Origin of the sequence: [Clostridium] symbiosum, from assembly GCA_036419695.1 — a bacterium.
Taxonomy (GTDB): domain Bacteria; phylum Bacillota; class Clostridia; order Lachnospirales; family Lachnospiraceae; genus Otoolea; species Otoolea symbiosa_A.
In genome coordinates this window covers 1,108,547-1,132,209 of record CP143946.1, presented here as the reverse complement: position 1 = coordinate 1,132,209, position 23,663 = coordinate 1,108,547, and the positions used below count along the sequence as shown (strand labels likewise).

Annotated in this window: 17 protein-coding genes; 6 read left to right on the top strand and 11 right to left on the bottom strand. The window is 43.8% G+C overall.

Going from position 1 to position 23,663, the window contains the following annotated elements; genetic code table 11:
- Window positions 1-364 precede the first annotated feature (364 nt).
- Window positions 365-1,981, top strand: coding sequence for a glucan-binding protein (locus V3C10_05285; GenBank protein ID WVP63234.1), 1,617 nt, complete (start codon window positions 365-367; stop codon window positions 1,979-1,981).
- Between the two features lie 201 nt (window positions 1,982-2,182).
- On the opposite strand, the gene V3C10_05280 is transcribed toward V3C10_05285, so the two are convergent.
- Together V3C10_05280 and V3C10_05275 are read right to left on the bottom strand one after the other, a co-directional pair.
- Window positions 2,183-3,799: a hypothetical protein gene (locus tag V3C10_05280; GenBank protein ID WVP63233.1), complete on the bottom strand. Its 1,617-nt coding sequence runs from the start codon at window positions 3,797-3,799 to the stop codon at window positions 2,183-2,185.
- A 95-nt stretch (window positions 3,800-3,894) separates the two neighbouring features.
- Window positions 3,895-5,484 carry a glucan-binding protein gene (locus tag V3C10_05275; protein ID WVP63232.1) on the bottom strand — a complete coding sequence of 530 codons (1,590 nt, stop codon included), beginning with the start codon at window positions 5,482-5,484 and terminating at the stop codon, window positions 3,895-3,897.
- Between the two features lie 323 nt (window positions 5,485-5,807).
- Between V3C10_05275 and V3C10_05270 the strand changes: the two genes are divergently transcribed.
- Window positions 5,808-7,208, top strand: coding sequence for an ATP-binding protein (locus tag V3C10_05270; protein ID WVP63231.1), 1,401 nt, complete (start codon window positions 5,808-5,810; stop codon window positions 7,206-7,208).
- 196 nt (window positions 7,209-7,404) lie between these two features.
- On the opposite strand, the gene V3C10_05265 is transcribed toward V3C10_05270, so the two are convergent.
- Window positions 7,405-9,111 carry a glucan-binding protein gene (locus V3C10_05265; GenBank protein WVP63230.1) on the bottom strand — a complete coding sequence of 569 codons (1,707 nt, stop codon included), beginning with the start codon at window positions 9,109-9,111 and terminating at the stop codon, window positions 7,405-7,407.
- A gap of 411 nt (window positions 9,112-9,522) precedes the next feature.
- Here V3C10_05265 and V3C10_05260 point away from each other — a divergent pair, with 411 nt between their 5' ends.
- Window positions 9,523-10,485 (top strand): tyrosine-type recombinase/integrase, encoded by a 963-nt coding sequence (locus V3C10_05260; protein WVP63229.1) that lies wholly within the window; start codon window positions 9,523-9,525, stop codon window positions 10,483-10,485.
- A 34-nt stretch (window positions 10,486-10,519) separates the two neighbouring features.
- A complete protein-coding gene (locus V3C10_05255) occupies window positions 10,520-11,440 on the top strand; it encodes a tyrosine-type recombinase/integrase (protein WVP63228.1) in 921 nt (306 codons plus the stop codon).
- Between the two features lie 192 nt (window positions 11,441-11,632).
- On the opposite strand, the gene V3C10_05250 is transcribed toward V3C10_05255, so the two are convergent.
- From V3C10_05250 to V3C10_05240, 3 genes are all read right to left on the bottom strand, one after another.
- Window positions 11,633-12,382, bottom strand: a complete 750-nt coding sequence (locus tag V3C10_05250; GenBank protein ID WVP63227.1) for an amino acid ABC transporter ATP-binding protein — start codon at window positions 12,380-12,382, stop codon at window positions 11,633-11,635.
- Window positions 12,372-13,064, bottom strand: coding sequence for an amino acid ABC transporter permease (locus V3C10_05245; protein ID WVP63226.1), 693 nt, complete (start codon window positions 13,062-13,064; stop codon window positions 12,372-12,374). The genes V3C10_05250 and V3C10_05245 overlap by 11 nt, the downstream gene beginning before the upstream one ends.
- 239 nt (window positions 13,065-13,303) lie before the next feature.
- Window positions 13,304-14,146, bottom strand: coding sequence for a basic amino acid ABC transporter substrate-binding protein (locus V3C10_05240; protein WVP63225.1), 843 nt, complete (start codon window positions 14,144-14,146; stop codon window positions 13,304-13,306).
- A 380-nt stretch (window positions 14,147-14,526) separates the two neighbouring features.
- Between V3C10_05240 and V3C10_05235 the strand changes: the two genes are divergently transcribed.
- Window positions 14,527-15,297 (top strand): YwaF family protein, encoded by a 771-nt coding sequence (locus V3C10_05235; GenBank protein ID WVP63224.1) that lies wholly within the window; start codon window positions 14,527-14,529, stop codon window positions 15,295-15,297.
- Between the two features lie 877 nt (window positions 15,298-16,174).
- Here V3C10_05235 and carB read toward each other — a convergent pair.
- A complete protein-coding gene (carB, locus tag V3C10_05230; GenBank protein WVP63223.1) occupies window positions 16,175-19,387 on the bottom strand; it encodes a carbamoyl-phosphate synthase large subunit in 3,213 nt (1,070 codons plus the stop codon).
- 293 nt (window positions 19,388-19,680) lie between these two features.
- Here carB and V3C10_05225 point away from each other — a divergent pair, with 293 nt between their 5' ends.
- Window positions 19,681-20,091: a DUF3842 family protein gene (locus V3C10_05225; protein ID WVP63222.1), complete on the top strand. Its 411-nt coding sequence runs from the start codon at window positions 19,681-19,683 to the stop codon at window positions 20,089-20,091.
- A 143-nt stretch (window positions 20,092-20,234) separates the two neighbouring features.
- Here the strand turns inward: V3C10_05225 and V3C10_05220 are convergent, their stop codons facing one another.
- The 4 genes from V3C10_05220 to rbfA form a co-directional block, all read right to left on the bottom strand.
- The gene (locus V3C10_05220; protein ID WVP63221.1) at window positions 20,235-21,164 is read right to left on the bottom strand and encodes a bifunctional riboflavin kinase/FAD synthetase; all 930 of its coding nucleotides are present in this window, start codon (window positions 21,162-21,164) and stop codon (window positions 20,235-20,237) included.
- Between the two features lies 1 nt (window position 21,165).
- Window positions 21,166-22,188 carry a tRNA pseudouridine(55) synthase TruB gene (truB, locus tag V3C10_05215; protein WVP63220.1) on the bottom strand — a complete coding sequence of 341 codons (1,023 nt, stop codon included), beginning with the start codon at window positions 22,186-22,188 and terminating at the stop codon, window positions 21,166-21,168.
- Window positions 22,185-23,153: a bifunctional oligoribonuclease/PAP phosphatase NrnA gene (locus V3C10_05210; GenBank protein WVP63219.1), complete on the bottom strand. Its 969-nt coding sequence runs from the start codon at window positions 23,151-23,153 to the stop codon at window positions 22,185-22,187. The genes truB and V3C10_05210 overlap by 4 nt, the downstream gene beginning before the upstream one ends.
- 61 nt (window positions 23,154-23,214) lie before the next feature.
- Window positions 23,215-23,634, bottom strand: coding sequence for a 30S ribosome-binding factor RbfA (gene rbfA / locus V3C10_05205; protein WVP63218.1), 420 nt, complete (start codon window positions 23,632-23,634; stop codon window positions 23,215-23,217).
- Between the last annotated feature and the right edge of the window lie 29 nt (window positions 23,635-23,663).

The following is a 23,663-nucleotide window of genomic DNA, read 5'->3' as shown; positions in this document are numbered from 1 at the left end:
GCAGACGGTTTTGTTATATGGTGGGAAACACGGAAACACAATTTGGTAGGATTATGACTTAAGTTAGGATTGAATGTCTTATAGTATTTACATGGGAATCAATTAACGGCAGAATTAGGGTATAGATGAGTATCCTGATTCTGCTGTTTTTATTGAGGGGTAAGAACGGTATTCGAATCCTCGGAGTATGCGTTCCATTGTTTCTGTGCATAAATATTTAGTTCGGCAGAGAACTGCTCTCTTCCTCTTTTTCTGATTTTCTTCATCTCTATAATTTTCCTTATCCGAAGTATAATGACCTCGTAATGCAATTAGGAAATTTCGAGAAATAGTTCAAAAAGAAAAAAAGGAGAGTGCATTAATTATGAGAAAGCAGACTAAATTAGTTGCAGTTCTTTCTGCAGCAGCTTTACTCGCTATGGGTGCTTCCATGACATCTTTCGCCGCTGGTTGGGAAAAAGATGACGCTGGAATCTGGCACTATTATGACAGCGATGATGAGATGGTAACAGATGAGTGGAAGAAAGATGGTGCTTACTGGTTCTATCTTGACGAAGACGGCGAGATGGCTACTGACACATGGATTGACGACGACTATTATGTAAACAGTGAAGGCCGCATGCTGGTAAACTCCTGGATTAAGACAATGCCAGATGACGAAGAGGATGATCCTGATGATGGTGGTGAGCATTGGTACTACTTTGGAAACAAAGGTAAAAAAGTTACTGATGATTCCAAAAAAATCAATGGCAAAACATACTACTTCAATGAAGATGGTGAAATGTTAACAGGATGGCATCAGGATGGCGACGACGCTTTCTACTTAGGCGACGAAGATCAGGGCTGGAGAGCTGAGAGCCAGTGGTTATGGCTTGAGAAATCAGGTCTTGACGAGGACGACGTAGATGACGATGACAATCTTGAAGTAGTTCTCGGCTGTAGCGAAGATGACGACTGTGATGATGAAGGATGGTACTACTTCCAGTCTTCAGGTAAAGCTTACACAGGCGTAAACAAGAAGAAAATCAACGGCAAATACTATATGTTCAACAACCACGGCCAGATGCTGTATGAGTGGATCAATGGTACTGCTAAGACTGTAAGTTCTAATGCTCAGCTTGACGGTGTTGCCAGTGCAGGATCTGCAAAAGTTCAGGATATGAGGTACTACAATGCTGTAGAAGAAGGCTGGAGATCAGACGGATGGTATCAGATGGACGGTTCTGAAGACGTTGGTACAGACGGCGATACAGACTGGTACTATGTAGATGACGGTGAGATTAAATACGCTGATGGCGGTGATAAAGATTTCGCAACATACGATGAGGACCACAAGAAAGTCTTTGTTCAGAGAATGAAGATTAACGGAAAATACTTCGCATTCAATGAAAAGGGACAGATGCAGGATGGCTTACAGTACTGCAGCGCTGACAATGGTTTCTATTACTTCGACGAAAACGGTTATCAGAAGACAGGCCGTGTAACAAGCGTTGAGTGTGATGATGATGATTACACATTCTACTTCAATACAAAGAATGGTAAGAACGGCCAGGGTTACAAGGGCTTAAAGGATGATTATCTGTACTTCAACGGTAAGAGACTTGATGCAGATGATGATTACAGACTGTACTACTACGGTGGTGATGTTTACCTTGTAAATACTAAGGGTAAAGTTCAGAAGAGCAGCAAGAAATACGATATCGAAAACAAGGGTATTGCTGAGGATGATGTAGAAGTTAAGATCAGCGGAAAGAAAGTTCAGTCCATCAAATTAAATGATAAGACAGAGTATACTTCTGAAGAACTTATCAAAATGATGATTGAGGATATTAATGGCGAATACACAAGTGTAACTGATGACATGATCGTATCCGTTCCATTTATCCAGTTATATGATGATGATCTTTACACCTATACTGAAATCAACGCAGATGCTACACCTACCGAAGGTTGGCTTGGAATTAACGATCCGACAAAATAATAATATTTCTCTATGTAACAAGTTTCAAAATTCTATGATTCAATAATGATCAGACGGTGGCTTCATCCACCGTCTGATTTTTTTCTGCGTACTGCGGTTTGTATCGTTCATGTACAGTGACTAATACGCTTAGGATACGTCATAAATACACCGGCGTATCAGTCTTTCTTTTGTTAATATAGAGTTTATCATCCTTTTAAGTTATTCTTTCAAAACCCCATCCGCATCCACAAATTTGCCATCCGGAGTTGTATAGTTAACAGCCATAACACCATTATCCAGAAAATACCGCCAGTTACCGGATGAATCCTGTGCCCATCCCGTGGCCATAGAACCATCCTCTTGCAACAAATGCCATTCTTGATTTACCAGTATCAGGCCTGTGGCCATGGAACCATCCGGATTCAACAGATACCATTTTCCGTCGACTAAAGTCCATCCCGTTCTCATAATCCCATCTTGTCCCAGATAATACCATTTTCCATCTATCCATTGAAGCCAATCAGTTACTGGCTGATTTTCAGCATTCATGTAGTATCTGAATCCATTTATTAGAATCCATCCACTATCATTCACTGCTGCCATCGTTGTACGTGCTGTTTGAACAGGCCCTACGACTGTTGTATTTCCTGCAGGACCTGATGCACTACCTGAACTACTGGAACCACCGGAGCTGCCCGAACCACCGGAGCCGCCTGAACCACCTGAACCACCTGATCCACCAGAGCCGCCTGAACCGTGTGAAGAACTCGAGTGATAGGTAAGATGATATACCAGAGGAAGAGGATTCATATTACCTCCAGCAAGATAACCTAATTCACCATTATATCCATCATCGTATGCAATCACTAAATCAGTGAATACGTTGTATTTGTCAATTACATGTCCATCTGAAATTGCCTCATTCCTTAGTTTCATGAAACTTTCCTGTTTCATTTTAATGGGGATTGTAACCCATCCTTCATCCGATATATTCATTGGCATTACGGTAGAACCGTCTGCAAAAGTAAACCAGCCATCAGGATTTATTTGAACTTCTGCAATTGCAGCATCTTCAGTTCCCGCTAAAGGTTTGTAATAATGTTCAATAGAAAATACGGGTATGACAGATTGCTTTAGATTGACTTCACCTATGTTTATGTACTTACCATTGATGATAGGTCCACTATAATATTGGGGATATTCCGCACTATAACGAGTATAAAAACCGTCTGCTCCATAGAAAATCGAAACTTTTTTTAATATGTTATTACCGGATTTTATCTGAAGATAAAATTCACTGTTACTTCCGTTAGGGAAATCCGTCTTATCTCCTATATTTTTATCCACAAAGGAAACTGAGAATCTGACAGGTGTGTCGGGACTCAAGCTTGTATTCCCAAGTGCCTGTACCTGGATTCTTTCTCTGTCGGCGTTGATAACAGGAGATAGTTCAACTGAAATATTACCAATTGCAGAACCACTATTTTGTCGAACAGTCATAATAATTGGTTCAGGTAAAATCACTTCATTTGTGGTGGAATTACGATCCAAATAAAAGGAAATATGGTCTGTTTCAGATCCATCTACTTCAATTGTAATTTCTTCACTCAGAGATTTATCTTCCGGAAGTTCCGTACAATCCGAATCTTCCATCTTATTAGACAATGAAGAGTCAAACAAACTGTCAGGAGAGGCTTTTTGTTCTCCCGAAGGCTTTTTGAAATTAAAGTCTACACTGCTCTTTGTAGTGAAAGTTCCACCAAAAGAGGTTGCTGGACCTGCCAGAACCAAAATGGCAGTTAGAATTACGGTGATAATCAAATCAGGCTTTTTCATGTTTCCCTCCTTGTTTTGTATCTCAAGAATGCTTATAAGATTCTAATTTTTGTAAAAAATCCCCCCAACTATAAATAGTTGAGGGGGAAAAATAATTATTTGCTTACACTTACTTCTGTAGTGCTTCTGGATGAAGTAGATGTAGTAACTTCGCTTGTTGCGATTTCAACTTCTGTATCATCAGAAATTGCTTTACCATCGATTATTCCATCTGCTTTAGCAACATAGTTGTGGTCATACAGAGCGATGTGTGGAAGAGTTACTTTCATAATTCCGCCGTTGTATGGTTTCTTGTGGTCTTTATCTGTATAAAGTCCCATTACCTGATCACCATCAAAGTCTACATATAAATCGTCAGCATTGCCTTCGATATCGTATTTCTTAGACTCGGATTTCTGGATCTTACCGGAAGTATTTACAAGGTAAGTCTTATCCTCATATGCGTAGATTCTGTACTCATCATCTGCTTCAAGACGTTTTCCGTTCCAGTATAAGTAGCTGGATTTATCACCAGTCCAACCTTTACCGTTTCCTCCGTTCTTGGTGCTGAAGTAGAATGTAAATGTATCATCGTCATCTTCTACGTTAGAAACTTTACCTGTCTTCATATAGCCATTGTCGTCGAAGTAGTAGAAACCATCATCCAGCTTCTGTAAACCTGTCTGCATACGGCCATACTGATCGAAACAGAAGTACTTGTTGTTGCTTGCTTTAATCTTGAATTTCTCTCTGTATACTGCATCACCGTCGCCGTCTGTTGTGATGTAGTCTTCCGCTTTCTTAGCTTCGCCCTTGTCGAAGAAATACCAGTCGGTATCATTATCTGTATTGGTATCCTGAGAACCATCGATCTCATACCAACCATCAGCTCTCCAGCCTTCTTCTACCTGATTGAGGTAAAGCATATCACTTGGAGATGCTCCAGCGTTGTTACCATCAAGAACAGCATTTAAATTAGCTCCTGAACCTACACTTACCTTAGAGTTGTTAATCCACTCATACAGCATCTGGCCATGCTCGTTGAAGTAGTAATATTTTCCGTTTACTTTCTTCTTCTTAGCGTCTTTGTACATCTTACCATTGCTTCCGAAGTAGTACCAGCCTTCTTCGTCACAAGGATCTGTTTCATCGTCGTTGCATCCGCCAATTTCATCATCCTCGTCCGGTTTTTCAAGCCATAACCACTGGCTGTCTGTTCTCCAGCCTTCGTCTTCTCCGCCTAAATAGAAAATGTCTTCATTTTCATCTTCATACCAGCCGTCTTCCATCTTACCGTCAGAATCGAAGTAGTATGTTCTGCCATTAATTTTCTTGGAGTCAGAAGTGACTTTCTTACCCTTGCTACCGAAATAGTACCAGGAATCACCATCGTCTTCAGGATCTTCTACGTCATCATCAGCGGTAGTTTTAATCCACTGATTGATTAACATAGCGCCGTCATTTCCAACATAGTACTCATCGTCAACCCAGGAATCTGTCAGCATTTCGCCTTCATCATCAAGGTAGAACCACTTTCCACCGTCTTTCTTCCATTCTCCAGTTACCATCTCGTCATCACTATCATAGTAGTGCCAGATTCCAGCGTCATCTTTTTCCCAACCAGCGGCGAAAGATGTCATGGAAGCACCCATAGCGAGTAAAGCTGCTGCAGAAAGAACTGCAACTAATTTAGTCTGCTTTCTCATAATTAATGCACTCTCCTTTTTTCTTTTTGAACTATTTCTCGAAATTTCCTAATTGCATTACGAGGTCATTATACTTCGGATAAGGAAAATTAAGCTGTGTTGTTTTTAGAAAAAAATTTAGAGAATGTAAATTAAAATTCGGTACCAAAACGTGTCTTATTATTCAAAACTTTAATCTTTTATGCAAAAGTATGTCCAGCTTTTTATCAATATAGAAGAAATAAAGAATAAGACTTGACAATGTGCTTAATAATATATAATATTAAATTACTAATTTATAAATTAGTAATTTAATAATTAGTAAACTTTCAGGAGGTTATTTAATGTTTGTTGGAAGAAGCAGGGAGTTAAAAAAGCTAGATACAATGTACGACAGCAATAAATTCGAATTTGCGGTTATTTATGGCAGAAGACGGGTAGGAAAAACTACGCTGATTAATGAATTTTGCAGTAATAAAAAAACAATCTTTTTTGTGGCATCCGAAGCGACACCACTAGAAAATTTAAAACAGTTTTCTAAAGTTATTTTTCAAACTCTTTTACCTGACAGTCCAACTCCGGCATTTGGAAGTTACGAAGAACTTTTTAGTTATATTGATGGAGTTTGTCGGGATGAACGCCTAATACTTGTGATCGATGAATTCCCATATCTTGCCACCAGTTATAAAGCAGTATCTTCTCTTTTGCAGGCTCATATAGATCACCAGTGGCAAAACAGTAAGTTATTTTTGATTCTATGTGGATCTTCTATGAGTTTTATGGAGCACCAGGTTTTGGGTTATAAAAGTCCTCTATATGGAAGACGTACTGTACAGTTCAAAGTTCATCCATTTACTTTTTTTGAATCAAAAGATATGTGCCCCTCATTCACACTTGAAGAACAGGCTATAATTTATGGAATTACTGGTGGAATTCCAGAGTATATCAGTCGAATTCAGCCCCACAGAAGCCTGGACGAGAACATAATTGATTTATTTTTTGAAGAGAGTGGACGTTTATATGAAGAACCTTCAAACCTTCTGAAGCAGGAGCTCAGGGATCCCTCCACTTATAACTCTGTTATCAGCGCTATTGCAGGTGGTGCCAGTAAAATGAATGAAATTGCGACAAAAGCAGGTATTGAAACAGGTGCCGCCAGTAATCTTCTTCAATCTCTTATTGAATTAGGAATTGTAAGAAAAGAAGTACCGATTACTGAAAAGGAAAACAGCCGTAAAACAATTTATTTGTTAGAGGATCAAATGTTCCGCTTCTGGTATCGTTTTGTCGGGCCTAATATTAGCAGTATCGTACGTGGAATAGGAGAAGCCGTATATCTAAAACAGGTAAAACCACATTTAAATCACTATATGGGACTTGTTTTCGAGGAAATATGTATGCAATATCTGTACTTACCTGGAATAATATCGAATGCGCCATTCTTATACAGTAAGGCGGGACGATGGTGGGGGAATAATCCGCTTGAAAAACGGCAGGAAGAAATTGATATTGTTGCTTTAGATGACGATAATATTCTATTTGGTGAGTGTAAATGGCAAAATGCTCCTGTTGGCATGGATGTACTAAAGGATTTGATAAAGCAGGGTGAATTGTTCCATGCTGAAAATAAATGGTTTTATGTTTTTTCAAAAGATAGCTTTACAGAAGAATGTGATAAATATGTAAAAAATAAGTCTAATTTCTTCCTTATCACTTTCCAGCAAATGATAAAGAATAGTATCTAATAAAAACAATTTCCACCTGATAGAAGCTAAAGCTACATAAACTGTTATGCTCAAGTTTTATCAGGTGGATTTTTAAAATAAAAAAATTAAAAAGGGCAAAGCATGGAAACGGCTTTGCCCTTTAAATTTAATAGTATCCTTATAACTACAATATCATTATGCACTTTTTAGCATACAGTTTGATGCTAATGTGTTATTATTTCCAGTTATTTGTAGTTACATGAACATCATACCATTTTTCTCCAGAGGTGTAAGTCTGAACACCATCACTGTTTACAGTTCTTGGAGTAAAGTGATAGGTATATACATCATCGTCATACAGCTGGATAAATGGAATAGTTACATACTTATCCTCGTATTTACCATCTGCATCAACATACTCGTTATGATTGCTGCTGTCAGCAACTAAAGAGTTAGCAAGTAACTGAGCGGAACTATACTTTGTTCCTTTTCCTTCATCTAAAATGATTTCTTTTACAGAATCATCGGAGTTGAAGTTAACCCATACTTTGTCCTCATCGATAGAATTGTTTTCGATATCATACTTCTTGTTATTCTTCTGGATCTTACCCTTTGTATTTACAAGATAAATTTTGTCATTCCAGAAGAAGAGTCTGTAATCATCATCAGCAGTCAGTTTCTTACCGTTGAAGTATAAGTAACCGCTCTTTTCTCCGTCTGTGTAACCCTGGCCATTTTTGCCCTTTGTAGTATTGAAGTAGAATTCATAGCTATCATCATCACACTCTACATTGGAAACTTTACCAGACTTAGGATATCCATTTTCGTCAAAATAATAGAAGCCTTTGTCCTTAGCAATATACTGCAGACCTGTCTGCATCTGACCGTATTCATTAAATGCAAAGTATGCTTTTCCACCCTTTGGACTGTCTACTTTGATTCTAGCAACATAAACAGTTCCGTCATCATTGCGGATTCCAGCGGTATCTTTTGCCATATCAGCTTTCTTTGCCTTACCATCTTTGAAGAAGTACCAGTCAGTATCACTGTCTGTCTTGGTATCTTCAGAACCGTCGATTTCGTACCAGCCGTCGGCTCTCCAGCCTTCTTCTACCTCGTTTGCATAAACCATATGGGAAACCTGATTAATGCCACTTGGTGATGCACTTCCGTCGAGTGCCGGATTTGACTGGCTTGCAGGAGCAACTCCGGAAACCTTTCGGTCATTGATCCACTCATACAGCATCTGACCATGCTCGTTAAAGAAGTAATATCTGCCGTTAATTTTCTTTTTGTCATTGTCCCTTGTCATTTTACCATTGGAACCAAACCAATACCAACCTTCATCATCACAAGGATCTGTATTGTCATCAACGCATCCGAGATAGTTGGCAGCATCGTCATGATCTTCATCTTCGTTGCTAGGCTTTTCAAGCCATAACCACATATTATCAGTTCTTGCACCTTCATCTTCTCCACCTAAGTAGAAGATGTCACCATCCTTCTCATACCAGCCATATTCCATTTTTCCATCAACGTCAAAATAATATGTTTTGCCATTGATTTTTTTGGAATCATCAGTTACTTTCTTGCCTTTGCTGCCAAAGTAGTACCAGTAATCCCCATCAGAATCCGGATCATCTACTTCATCTTCAGCGGTTGTTTTAATCCACTGATTGATTAACATAGCGCCATCTTCGCCAACATAGTACTCGTCGTCAACCCAGGAATCTGTCAGCATTTCGCCATCATCATCTAAGTAGAACCACTTTCCACCGTCTTTCTTCCACTCACCAGTTACCATCTCATCATCTTTGTCGTAGTAGTGCCAAATTCCAGCGTCATCTTTTTCCCAACCAGCGGCGAAAGATGTCATGGAAGCACCCATAGCGAGTAAAGCTGCTGCAGAAAGAACTGCAACTAATTTAGTCTGCTTTCTCATAATTAATGCACTCTCCTTTTTTCTTTTTGAACTATTTCTCGAAATTTCCTAATTGCATTACGAGGTCATTATACTTCGGATAAGGAAAATTATCGCAAGTTAAGGACATTATAACACCCTATTTTGTCTTACTATTTTAATTTTATATAGATTTACTTGTATTATTAAGTTAATTTTCATTGATTCTCATTCAATAGGATGATATAGTAATATAAGATTTTTGAGCATTGAATTTCAATAAAAAGAGAATGGGGTATATTATTTGGGGTGAATTATAGAATATTTATGCAGAAATTCTGTTCTTGCAGAAATTAGAACTGGTGCATTCTGTTTGTTTGGCATGTCATCCTTTCTTACAACTCCCTGGATTCCTATAACATTAAAACACAAATTTTGAAAGGAGCTCCCCCTATGAACTATCTATCAGCATCCCAGACGTCGTCCAACGGCGGCTTCCATACTTTCAGTGATGAAGCGTCTGAGCAGACTCCAGGGATTCTTTATTCCGACTTGTCCTCCGAAGAGGAGAGAAGGGAATATGCGAAGCAGGCTGCCGTAAGCCATGCTTTGAATATAGAAGATTACCGCCACTATCTCTCTACGCAGAACATGTCGCTCAACACAATTCATGTTTATGTTTATGCCCTGCGTCAATTTTTTGCACTTTACCATGATATTACCTATTCCAACCTGAAATTGTATAAGGTATTTCTTCTGGAACATTATAAGCCGCAGACCGTTAATCTGCGGATCCGTGCGATGAATTCCTACATAGAATTCAGAAATCTTAATCCAGGAAAAATCCCAATGGTACGCATCCAGCACAAAAATTATCTTGATAACGTCATCAGCGAGGCCGATTACGAATACCTCAAAAACTGTCTGCTGCGGGATCACAAATACCTGTATTATTTTATCATCCGCTTTATGGCCGCAACCGGAGCGCGAGTCAGTGAAGTGATTCAATTTGAAGCGGAGGACATATTTTCCGGATACAAGGATATCTATTCGAAAGGAAATAAGGTCCGGCGTATCTACGTTCCGAAAGCATTACAGAAAGATGCCATAACCTGGCTCAAAACACTGAAACAGGACCGCGGTTTCGTCTTCTTAAACCGGTATGGTACCCCCATTACTCCCGGAGGTATCCGGGGACAGCTTAAAAATATGGCTATTGCCTACGGGATGAACCCAGAAGTGGTTCATCCTCATTCTTTCCGTCACCGTTTTGCCAAGAGTTTTATTGAAAAATGTGGGGACATCTCTCTGCTCTCCGACCTTTTAGGGCATAAGAATCTGGAGACGACAAGAATTTATCTCAGGCGCTCCAGCAGCGAACAATATGAAATTATAAATAAGGTAGTCGACTGGTAACATCGAAAAGTACATAAGACTAAAGGAGTTATTTATGCAAGAACTGCTCGAAAATTCATTGGAGGGTTTCAGGGTGCATCTTGAAAAACAGGGGCGCTCTGCAAAGACCATCACCTCCTATGCCTGTTCCGTCTCCCTCTTTTTTTCACTCGGCCATGAGCTTTCCGTAGAGAGTCTGAAGAGCTACAGGGAATATCTTTTGAAAAATTATCAGTTTAATACCGTAAATGCAAGGATCTATGGAATGAACCGCTACCTGAGCTATCTGCAGGAAATCGGGAAACTTCCATCTTCCCTGATGCTGCCCTATACGGAACATTTCAACTCTTTGGATCCGGTAGACCTAAATTCCGTCAAAAAGACCCGGGATGGTTCCTACCGGATGCAGTCTGTAAAAGAGCAGAAAAAAAGTTATCTGGACACTGTGATTTCCCAGAGGGATTATGAGCGGATGAAAAAAAAGCTGAAAAATGATGGAAATATGTACTGGTACTTTGTCATCCGCTTTCTCGGCGCTACCGGAGCCAGAGTGAGCGAACTGCTGCAGATTAAAATAGAAGATTTACGTCTCGGATATCTGGATCTCTATACAAAAGGGGGAAAAATACGGCGTCTGTATTTTCCCCGCAGCCTCTGTGCAGAGGCAATTCCGTGGTTTATGGAAAAAGGCATCAAAAGCGGATTTATTTTTCTGAACCGGCACGGCAACCTGATTACATCGCGCGGCATAGAACTGCGCCTGAAACATTTTGCCAAGCTTTATAAAATCAACCCCAAGACCGTTTATCCCCATTCATTCCGACACCGTTTCGCGAAAAACTTCCTAAAACGTTTTAACGACATCTCGCTTCTCGCTGACCTGATGGGACATGACAGTATAGAAACCACCCGAATTTACCTCACGCGGTCCAGCCAGGAGCAGAAAGCTCTGCTGGACCGAATCATCACCTGGTGAATGATTGCCTGATGAATCACCTATCCGGAAAATACCCGTTGAGATGTACCGCTTCAAAATGCCTTTTCCGAAATCTCCATATAATTATCCGTATAGTTTTCCATATAAATTTTCATATAAATTTCCATGAAAAAACTCCGGAAGAATTTCTCTCCCGGAGTTCTGCCTGTTACATAAATTATATAGAACGTTTTACAGCACTTTGCTTAAAAACGCCTGTAATCTCTCACTCTTCGGATGTTCGAAAAATTCCTTCGGTTCATTCTCCTCCGCAAAATTTCCTCCATCCATAAACATAACGCGCGTCGCCACTTCCTTGGCAAATCCCATCTCATGAGTTACAACGACCATGGTCATCTTTTCCTCTGCCAGATCGCGCATAACGCTCAGCACCTCTCCGACCATTTCCGGATCCAGCGCCGATGTCGGTTCATCAAACAGCATCACATCCGGCTTCATGCAAAGTGCGCGGACAATCGCAATACGCTGCTTCTGGCCACCCGAAAGCTGGTTGGGATATGCGCCGGCGCGGTCCTGAAGGCCGACACGTTCCAGAAGCTTCATGGCTTCCGCCTCGGTCTCCTCCCGTTTTTTTCCCTGAAGTTTCATTGGCGCCAGGGTCAGGTTTTCAAGAATTGTCATATGTGGGAAAAGGTTAAATTGCTGAAATACCATTCCCATTTTCTGGCGGTGTTTGTTAATATCAGTTTTTCTGTCCGTGATATCTGTGCCTTCAAACAGGATCTGTCCGCCTGTCGGCTCTTCGAGTAGGTTCAGGCAGCGCAAAAAAGTACTTTTCCCCGAACCGGAAGCGCCGATGACACAAACGACGTCTCCCTTATAAATGTCTACCGTTACTCCGTCCAGAACTACATTGGGGCCAAAGTTTTTCTGCAGATTCTTCACCTGGATCAGAGGTTGTTCAAAATAATTATCGTTCACTCTGCCTCAGCCTCCTTTCCAGACATTTGATAAGCTGGGTAAATATAATTACAATAATCAGATAAATGGCAGCGACGGCAAGCAGCGGCATTGTCGCACTGTATGTGATACTTCTGATGATATCCCCACCCTTTGTCAGATCCTGGAGGGCAATGAAGCCCGCAACGGATGTCTCTTTCAACAGGGAAATAAACTCGTTACAAAGCGCAGGCAGAATATTTTTAAATGCCTGAGGCATTACAATATACCACATCGTCTGGGGATAGTTGAATCCCAGGCTCCGCCCGGCTTCAAACTGTCCGTTGTCGATGGACATAATACCGCTTCTGAAAATCTCCGCCACATAAGCACCGGAGTTAATACCGAAGGCAAGTACGGCAACCGGAACCTTATCCACCCTGAGGCTTCCAAAGATGACATAGTAAATAATCATCAACTGGACTACGACAGGCGTGCCGCGGATTACCGTCAGATACAGATTACATATGAAATTGAGTATTTTCAGTTTGTGGGTTTTCTCGTAAGTAGAACGGACCACACCCACAATCAGGCCAATAACAATACCGAGAATTACTGCCAGCAACGTTACGGTGAGCGTAATCTTGAGGCCGTCTACCAGGTAAAGCCAGCGATCCTTCTCAATAAAATTAAAATAAAAATCCTCAGTGAATTTCTGCCACATATCTTTTTTCCTTATCTGTCATCTGTTATTAACTGCTTTATCCGTATCATCATTCAGCACTTTTGTATTCTTTAAATGATATCTATCCTTTTAGCGTTATCTTGCTCTTTTAGCGTTATTTTATGGAGGCTGTTACCAGCCTCCATATTACCTTGTACATTAATTTATATTTCTATCCGCCGGGCTGTTTCTGCCTTAGGACCTTTTAATGCTTTTTTATACAGGCTGCAATTTATATTTTACTCTGCATCCATGTATTTTGCAACGATTTCGTCAATTTTTCCTTCTGATTTCAGTTCAGCGATTGCAGCATTCATTTTCTCAACGAGGTCTGTGTTTCCTTTTTTGATTGCAATTGCGTATTCTTCTTCCGACATCTTCTCTTCCAGAATCTTGATTCCTTCTGTCTTCTTAACGAATGCCTGAGCAGTGGCCTGATCGATTACGACTGCGTCAATCTTGCCCTGTGTCAGAGACTGAACTGCCTCTAAACCTTTGTTGTAACGCTCTACTGTTGCATCTTTAAGCTCTGTTGCAAGTGCGTCGCCTGTTGTTCCAAGCTGTACGCCGATTGTCTTTCCTTCCAGATCAGCGGAACCTGTAATGGCGCTGTCTTCTTTTACGATTGCAACCTGGTTGGAGTTTGCATATGTGTCTGTAAATTCTACGGATCTCTGACGCTCTTCCGTTACTGTCATGCCGGCTGCGCCGAAATCTGCTTTACCGCTTGTAACTGCAGGAATAATTGCATCAAATGCCATATCTTCAATCTGAAGCTCCATGCCCATCTTCTCAGCGATTGCCTTTGCAATCTCAACGTCAATGCCTACGATATCGTTATCCTCATAAAATTCATATGGAGGGAACTCTGCGTTGGTACCCATAACAAGCACACCGCCTGCCGCTGCCTCTTCTTTTGGCTCTTCAGCAGTTTCATCTGCTGCTTCGGTTGTCTCACCGGCTGCTTCCTGTGTCTCTGCTGCCGTTTCAGGAGCCTTTGTCTCTGCCGGTTTCGAACTGCATCCTGCGAGAGATGCCGCCATCATTGCTGCCATTGCTAAAGCTAAAAACTGTTTTTTCATAATTGTCCTCCTCTTGTCATATCAGATGCATAAATTGATTTATTATACATTACCCAAAGCATTCTGCTGTTAATCTCCGGGACACTTCCTTGTTTTTTTCGTTTAAAAAGTGTGATTTATGCATTAAATATGTATAAATATTAATTATGTTTTCTAGTAATTCATTATAACGTATTTTGGAAAATAATCAAGTACTAATTCGGTTTTTTTTACGTTTTTCCAGAAGTTTATGAATTTTTATGCAAATATCCCCTTATGATTTACAACTATTGGCAAATATCACGTTTGGGTTTATACTACAAACTAGTAACACATCAGATACGATTACATCCGGCCGCAAAAAGCTGTGAAAATGTAATACCAGAAAGTGAGGTGTTTTTATGGAGGACTGGTTGTTTAAAACGGCCTGGCCCATGACTCCGCCGCTGCCTTTTTCCGCATTTCATATTTGCTTTACCATATTCGGCCTGGCTGCCGCTGCGCTTCTGGCCTGGCGTCTCAGACATCTTCCGTATTCCTCAAGGGTCGCGATTTTATTTATAATGGGAATACTGCTTGCCTTATCGGAATGTTATAAACAGCTTTTTCTCTACTACGTTGTCAATCACCATAGCTATGACTGGTGGTATTTCCCCTTCCAGCTCTGCAGTATCCCGATGTATCTCTGCCTTCTTCTGCCCTTTACGGGAAAAACGGGAGGGAAATGGCAGCGCATTCTCTGCACCTTTATGTACAGCTATAATCTGCCGGGCAGCATCCTCGTCTTTGCGGCGCCATATGGGATGATGCATCCCTACTGGACTCTTACCCTCCACTCTTTTCTTTGGCATATTGTGCTTGTTTTCATCGGGCTGCTGATTCTTTTTTCCGATATGGGGGCTGCGTCGTACCGCGCCTTGGCAGGGGCTACCGGAATTTTTCTGGTGTGCTGTCTCATTGCAACTGCCATCAATATCCTGGCAAGTCCCTACGGGTACCCGGATATGTTTTATATCACACCGTACTATCCCACAACGCAGCCTGTTTTTTCCGTGATAGCGGAACGCTTTGGGATTCTGGCGGGGGATTTGAGTTATCTGGGCACAATCGTGTTCGGCGCTTTTGTGCTTCATATTGGATACCGCCACAAATTTAAATGGGGATTTAATTGAGGAATGAGAACGCCGCCGGGACGGTCGGGGGGCGGGATGGTGAGAGGGAGGTTGTGAGTCTTCAGTCCCGGCTTGCAGGTTGTCGCGGGTGGGGAATCCGGGCAGAAAAAGTTCCTGCGGGAAACGCTTGCGCTCTTTGGAGTGCATAACGGTACTAAGACGTCAAAGAACGCCGTCTAAGTGCCGATGGACTCCCAGGTTCCCTCCGGAATCTTTTTCTCCCTTCTTCCCCACAGGAAGGTTATGGACCGGGACTGAAGACGCCGAGGTTTTCGCCATCCCGAACCCCGGCCTGCGGCCGCTGAATTGTTCTTATTCCTTCAAAGGGGGAGGAGGAGCGTCGCAACCACTATGTTCCTCCGAATGCTTCAAAATATCTGTTATCAAATTCATCGTGAGATACCGTCAGACCGTAAAAGTATCGCAGCTTCGTAGTGGCCGCGACAGGGTCCTCCCCATTTAAGGTTAGAAACAATCAGCGTCCGGAGCGGACCATGTCCGGTGCCGCGAAATCCTCCGTCTGAGTCTTTTGTCCCCGGCGATAACCTACCGGGGGAAGGAGGCGGAATTAATTGTGCAGGGGATATGGGAGTCCGCCGGTACCTGGCGAGGTCTTTTCGAGCCTGGGACCGCTGCGCACTCCAAAAAGCGCGAGCGGTCCCCGTAACAATTCATTCCGGCCGGATTCCCCCCTCACAACAACCTCCAATCGGGGACAAAAGACTCAGCCAGCCCCCTCACCACACCGGACATGGTCCGTTCCGGACGCGTCCTCCTCACCTCAGTTAAATCCTTATATCAATATAACCCGCCCGAAATCCCTACCAATCCAATAAGGCAGACATTCCGTGCGGGTTATCTAATTCAAAACAATTGCTTATCTAATCTCTTTATGGAACTCCTGAAGTGACTTCACTTCAATATCCCCGTTCTTTGTAATAGTCTTAAGAGCCTGGACCGTTGCCTTTGCAGCTGCCATGTTGGTAAAATAAGGAATTTTACCCTTAACAGCTGCCTTTCTGATATAGCTGTCGTCTCCCATTCCCTTTTTATCAAGTGGAGTATTGATAATAATATCAACCTTCTTGTTCGTAATCTTATCAAGGATGTTCGGGCGGCCCTCGTCAATCTTGGCAATCTTTTCTGCCGGAAGTCCTGCGGCCGCCATGATATCGTATGTTCTGCCTGTTCCCATCAGCTTGAAGCCGCAGTCATAGAATCCCTTTGCAACCTCAATCAGTTCAGGTTTGTCCATATCGTTGACGCTTAAGAGTACGGTTCCGGAGCTTGGAAGTCTTGTCTGTGTCGCTTCCTGTGCTTTGTAAATCGCCTCGCCCAGGTTTGTGGACATTCCGAGAACTTCTCCTGTTGAACGCATCTCCGGTCCGAGCACCGGGTCAACCTCAGGGAACATCTTGAATGGGAATACCGGCATCTTTACTCCGTAATGAGGAATCTTCTTCTCGGTCAGTGTCGGAACCGGTGAAGGCCTTCCCGTCAGGTGGGAGGTCATAATATCGGTTGCCAGTTTTACCATCTTGATATTGCAGACCTTGGAAACCAGTGGAACGGTTCTGGATGCCCTTGGATTCGCCTCAAGTACATAAACCTCTCCGTCTTCGATTGCATACTGCATATTCATAAGTCCGACAACGTGCATCTCTTTTGCGATACGGCTTGTGTAGTCGCGGATGGTGTCCACCTGATCTTTTGTCAGGTTTCTGGACGGAAGGATGCAGGCTGAGTCTCCGGAATGGATTCCGGCAAGCTCAATGTGCTCCATCACGGCCGGAACGAATACGTCCACTCCGTCGCTGATGGCGTCTGCCTCACACTCTGTCGCGTGGTTCAGGAAACGGTCAATCAGAATCGGACGGTCCGGAGTAACGCCGACGGCTTCCTTCATATAATATGTCATGGCATCATCATCATGTACAACTTCCATTCCGCGTCCGCCGAGTACGTAGGATGGGCGTACCATTACCGGATAACCGATGCGGTTTGCAATCACAAGGGCCTCTTCTACATTGACAGCCATGCCTGACTCGGGCATCGGAATGTGTAATTTATCCATCATGTCACGGAACAGGTCTCTGTCCTCTGCCATGTCGATTGTCTCAGGTGTGGTTCCGAGAATTGTCACGCCGTATTTCTTTAAGTCGGCTGCCAGGTTGAGCGGCGTCTGTCCACCGAACTGTGCGATAACGCCCAGAGGTTTTTCCTTGTGGTAGATGCTTAATACATCTTCCAGTGTCAGAGGCTCAAAGTAAAGCTTATCGGATGTATCATAGTCTGTGGATACGGTCTCCGGGTTGCAGTTTACAATGATTGTCTCAAAACCGAGCTCTTTCAGTGCGATTGCAGCATGAACGCAGCAGTAGTCGAATTCGATACCCTGGCCGATACGGTTCGGGCCGCCGCCGAGAATCATAATCTTCTTATTGTCGCTGCATGGGCTCTCATCTTTAATATGATAACTGGAGTAGTAGTAAGCAGAATCTTCCGTCCCGCTTACATGAACGCCTTCCCAGCCTTCCACGATATCGGCCGCTGTTCTGGCATTTCTGATATCTTCTTCGGAAACTTCCAGGATTTCGCTTAAATACTTGTCTGCAAATCCGTCGAGTTTGGCCTGGCGGAGTACTTCCACAGGAGGTACCTGGCCCTTATACTGCATCAGAGCTTCTTCCTCTTCCACCAGTTCTTTCATCTGCTCGATGAAATAGTGTTTAATCTTTGTCAATTCGAAAAGTTCTTCAACGGTCGCACCCTGTCTCAGAGCCTCATACATGATGAACTGGCGCTGGCTGGTCGGTACATGAAGCATGGACAGAAGTTCTTTTTTGCTCTTCTGGTCAAAGTCTTTCACATGGCCAAGGCCGTAACATCCTCTCTCCAGGCTTCGGATTGCCTTCTGAAGAGCTTCCTTGTATGTCTTTCCAATACTCATGACTTCGCCTACGGCCTTCATCTGAGTACCTAATTTATCTTCGGAACCTTTGAATTTCTCAAATGCCCAGCGTGCGAATTTGATTACGATGTAATCGCCGGACGGAACATATTTATCCAGTGTGCCGTATTTGCCGCATGGGATTTCATCCAGGGTAAGTCCTGTTGCAAGCATGGCTGATACAAGGGCAATCGGGAATCCTGTTGCCTTGGATGCCAGCGCTGAGGAACGTGACGTTCTCGGGTTAATCTCAATTACGATATCGCGGTCTGTCTTCGGGTCATGTGCCCACTGCACGTTCGTTCCGCCGATTACCTCAATCGCCTCGACAATTTTATAAGATTTTTCCTGTAAACGTTTCTGGACTTCTTCTGAAATAGTAAGCATTGGTGCAGAGCAGAATGAGTCACCGGTATGAACGCCAAGAGGATCAATATTTTCAATAAAGCAAACGGTAATCATATTGTTTTTGGCATCACGTACAACTTCCAGCTCTAATTCTTCCCAGCCTAAGATCGATTCTTCGACGAGCACCTGGCCAACCATACTGGCCTGAAGGCCTCTCGCACAGACTGTTTTTAATTCTTCTACATTATATACAAGGCCGCCGCCCTCGCCGCCCATCGTGTAAGCCGGGCGAAGAACGACCGGATAACCTAACTTATCGGCAATTGCAAGAGCTTCTTCCACCGTATAGGCAACTTCACTCCTTGCCATCTCAATATTCAGGCTTTCCATTGCATGCTTAAATTCGATACGATCCTCACCACGCTCGATTGCATCGACCTGAACTCCGATTACTTTTACATTATATTTATCAAGAACACCTGCTGCTGCCAGTTCGGAACAAAGGTTAAGACCTGACTGTCCTCCCAGATTCGGAAGTAATGCGTCCGGTCTCTCTTTATCAATGATCTGTGTCAATCTCTCAACATTAAGTGGTTCGATGTAGGTCACATCTGCTGTCTCCGGATCCGTCATGATCGTAGCCGGATTAGAGTTTACCAGTACAATCTCGTAACCAAGGTTTTTTAACGCCTTGCACGCCTGAGTTCCGGAATAATCGAACTCGCATGCCTGTCCGATAATAATTGGACCGGAACCGATAATCATCACTTTGTGAATGTCGTTTCTCCTCATGTTTTTTCCCTCTCATTGTCTGCAGTTTACATTTTCAGCGATAGGCCGCACGCTCCGCGCACAGGTCACCGTTATCAACAAAGGCCCGCTCTCCGGACTTTCTTCAAAAGCCGTTCGGAACCTTCATCTTGTTAAAGGCCCCAGTAAGGCATTATCAAGATTATAATAGAAAAGTTCCGCCTTGTAAACCAAAAAAATGCGTTTTTCTCTTCCCTTTTGACATTTTTTATGATATGCTGGTAAAAATATACTGGGGTATTATTTTAAAAAGCGGAAAGGATTCGTCAATTTTTATGAAAAAAATCGTAGTTATTGACGGCCAGGGCGGCCGGATGGGGAAAACAGTGGTAGAACAGTTGAAAAATACATACCCGGATCTGCCTCTAACCGCCATCGGCACCAACAGTATCGCCACCTCCGCCATGCTGAAGGCCGGAGCCGATCAGGGTGCAACCGGAGAAAATCCCGTGTTTGTCGCCTGCCGGGATGCCGATATCATTATCGGTCCCCTGGGAATCGTCATTGCGGATTCCCTGCTCGGTGAGATCACACCGGCGATGTCCTCCGCTATCGGAAGCAGCCGCGCCCACAAGATTCTGATCCCGGTCAGCCAGCATTGCCACCATACGGTTGTGGGATGCAGCGACATGTCCCTGAGCGGCTACATAAAGCTCGTCTGCGAAGAAGTCGGAAAATGGATATAGCGATATAAATTACAAACAACGAAAAGCACGCTTCGCGAACTTTTCATTGCCACTCAACAAAGAGCCGGAAGGTGCATCATACGATGTAATCTTCCGGCTCTCTCTATTGTCAATTTCTCTATTGTCAATTTCTTTATTGTCAATTATCTTGCTGCCCTCTCATGCATTTTCCGTCCGGCCTCTTTATCGGCCAGCACTCTCTCCTTCAGCTCCTCCACACCGGAAAATTTCAGTTCCGGGCGGATGAAGTCCGTCAGCCTTACCTCGATCCATTTGTCGTACAGATCAGCGCTCAGATCATAAATATAAGTCTCCACACCTACCGGGTGCTGCCCCTCTATCGTAGGCTTTCTTCCTATATTCGTAATCCCTTTGTAAAGCTCACCGTCGATTACCACCTTGGACAGGTAGACCCCAAAGGCGGGCAGATGTTTCTGCTCCCTGGGTTCGATATTGACGGTCGGAAAACCGAGGGTTGAACCAAGATGCCTGCCGTGGATCACACGGCCATGGATCATATAGGTGTATCCGAGAAGTTCATTGGCCTTTTTGATATTGCCTGCGGCCAGTTCCTCTCTGATATAAGTACTGCTTATCTCTCTTTCGCCGTCCAGCGCTTTATCCACGACGACCATCTCATAGCCGTATTTGGAGGCCAGTCTCTTTAAGAGTTCCACGTCCCCCTGCCGCTGGTATCCAAAGTGGAAATCAGTTCCGGTAACAATGGCTTTTGCCTTCATCTGGCCTGCCAGGATATGGGAAATAAATTCCTCCGGCTGCATATGTGCCACTTCCTGATTAAACGGATATTCTACAAGATAGTCGATCCCCGCCTGCTGAAGATTCTCCCTCCGCTCGGCATTCGTCGTGATCATTGTCTGAAGTTTTCCTTTCATCAGAGTCCCGGGAGCCGTCTCGAATGTAAAAACGGCTGTCTTATATCCCTTTTCCCTGAAACGGAACACTTCGTTCAGCAGCTTCTGATGGCCTCTGTGCAGGCCGTCGAATTTGCCCAGCGTGACGACGGTCGGTTCTTCTATATGAAATTCTCTGGTTCCGGTAATGTACTGCATCTCAATCTCCTCCCAGAAAAATCTTCTTTGGTTTCCACTTATTTTCTTCTTCGGCGTATGAATAAATTCCTACAAAACGGCGTCCACTGTCATAAACACGGATCCGCAGTTCCTGAGCCATGCCGCTGTCTCCAGCATCGCCGCAACTTTCTTCGGTTTCTACGTTTTCCGCATCCTCCACTTCTTCCGCCGCATATTCCGGATCGCCCTGGAGTTTGTGCATCCACTCATCCACAAGCGTTCCCGGAATAAAATCCCGGGAGAAAAAATTTCCGTTGTGCAGCAGCCTGTCCAGTTCGTCCCCCTCGGAGACGAATTCCGGCAGGGAAGAAAACATCTGATCGACCGGAACGATCTTTTCGTCCAGCCGTCCCGCAGCAGTAAGTTCTTCTACCTCATCGAGGCGTAAGCTTTCTGTAATCTCAAAGCGGTCCACCTTTGTCCTGACCAGCTTTTCCATACAGCCGCCGCATCCCAGCACAGTGCCGATATCGTAGCACAGTGTGCGGATATAAGTTCCCTTGGAACAGTTTATGCTCATCGTGACCCTCGGAAGATCCATTTTCTCAATTTCCAGACTGTAGATCTCCACCGGCCTGGCTTTTCTCTCCACTTCTTTTCCCTGACGGGCCAGCTCATAGAGTTTTTTGCCATTTACCTTCAATGCGGAATACATTGGAGGGATCTGCTCGTAATGGCCGATAAATCCCAGCACGGCTTCCCTCACCTGTTCTTCCGTCAGTTCTCCGGTGCTTCTTACGCGGAGCACGGTGCCGGTCGTATCCTGCGTATCGGTCTCGGTGCCCAGCAGCATGACGGCACGGTAAGTTTTTCTCTTATCCGTCATCATGTCGCAGAGTTTTGTGCCTTTTCCGAGACATACGGGAAGCACTCCCTCCGCTGCCGGATCGAGTGTTCCCGTATGGCCGATTTTTTTCTGTTTTAAAATCCCGCGCAGTTTCGCAACCACGTCATGGGATGTATATCCCGGTTCTTTATAGATGTTAATTATTCCATGGATCATTTGTCTTCATGCTCTTTCATCTGCTGTTCAATATGCTTTGAAAGGTTATTCAGCACATCGTAGGCGCTGCCGCTAATCGTACATCCGGCTGCCCGCACGTGTCCGCCTCCTCCAAAGTAGGATGCAATCCTGCTGACATCCACATAATCGTTGGAACGCATACTTACCTTATATACATGCGGTTCTTTTTCATAAATAAATACAGCGCACTCAACACCTTCCGTGATTCTGAGCTGGTCGATAATTCCGTCCAGATCATTGCTGTCGGCCCCGTAAAAATCCAGGTCTCTCTGTTTCAGAGCGGTGAAAATACAGCGGCCGTCCATGAACAGAAAGCTTTCCAGAAGCGCCCGGCCCAAAACCTGATTCTGGACATAGGTCTTGCGGTAAAAGCTGTCGTCTATGATTTTGGCGCTGTTCAGTCCCTTATCCACCAGTTTTCCGGCAATCTCCATTGTTTTTTTGGAGGTGTTGCTGTATTTAAAAACGCCGGTGTCGTGGACGATGCCGGTGTAGAGGCATTCTGCCGTCTCTTTGCTGATCCGGTCCTCCGCCAGTAAGCCGAACAATACTTCGCTGCTGGAGCTGGCAGTGGAAATAATATGGTTCTTTTCTGCAAAACCCACATTAGTCACATGGTGATCGATGCAGAACGTCTTCCCGGCCGTCTCAAAATACGGGAGGAAAACGCCGAGACGCTCCGTGTCACTGCTGTCCATCGTGATGCACAGCTCATAGGCGCGTCCATCTTCCCACTCCGTCTTAATCTGATCGAAATTTTTTAAATAGGAAAACTTTGCGGCCGGATGGTCCAGAAAAAGCTCCACGGTAAGCTGCGGATAATTTTCCGACAGATAATTATAAATTCCAAGACAGGTGCCGACACAGTCGCCGTCCGGATGGAGATGTCCCAAAAGGACAACGCTGTTCACACCGTCAAGTACTTCATTTAATAAATTACTCATCCTCTATATCATCTCCCGCTTAAATAGTGTCATGGATGTTTCCGTTTACAGGTAACGAAGATTACTCTTCGGAATCCTCCTCAGGAGTTTCTTCTCCGGTTTCCTCTTCCGTCTGTGTTTCATCACCCAGACCCGCCGTCACTTCGTTGATCAGCCTTGTCATATTGACACCATATTCGATGGACTGATCCAGAATAAAGGTGAGTTCCGGGGTGTTGCGCAGATTGATTCTTCTGGCTAACTGGGTGCGGATAAAGCCCACCGCGCTCTTCAGGCCCTGGATCGTGTCTTTGCCGGCTTCTTCATTGCCGAGCACACTGATATATGCCTTGCAGAACTTCAGATCCGGAGTTACCTCCACCGAAATGACGGTCGTCATCGGGTGGATTCTGGGATCCTTTAATTCACGGCTGATAATCTCACTCAGTTCTCTCTGGACTTCGCTGTTGATTCTGGTATTTTTAATGCTGTTTTTGCGCATGTTTCATGCCTCTCTTTCTAACGGTGCTG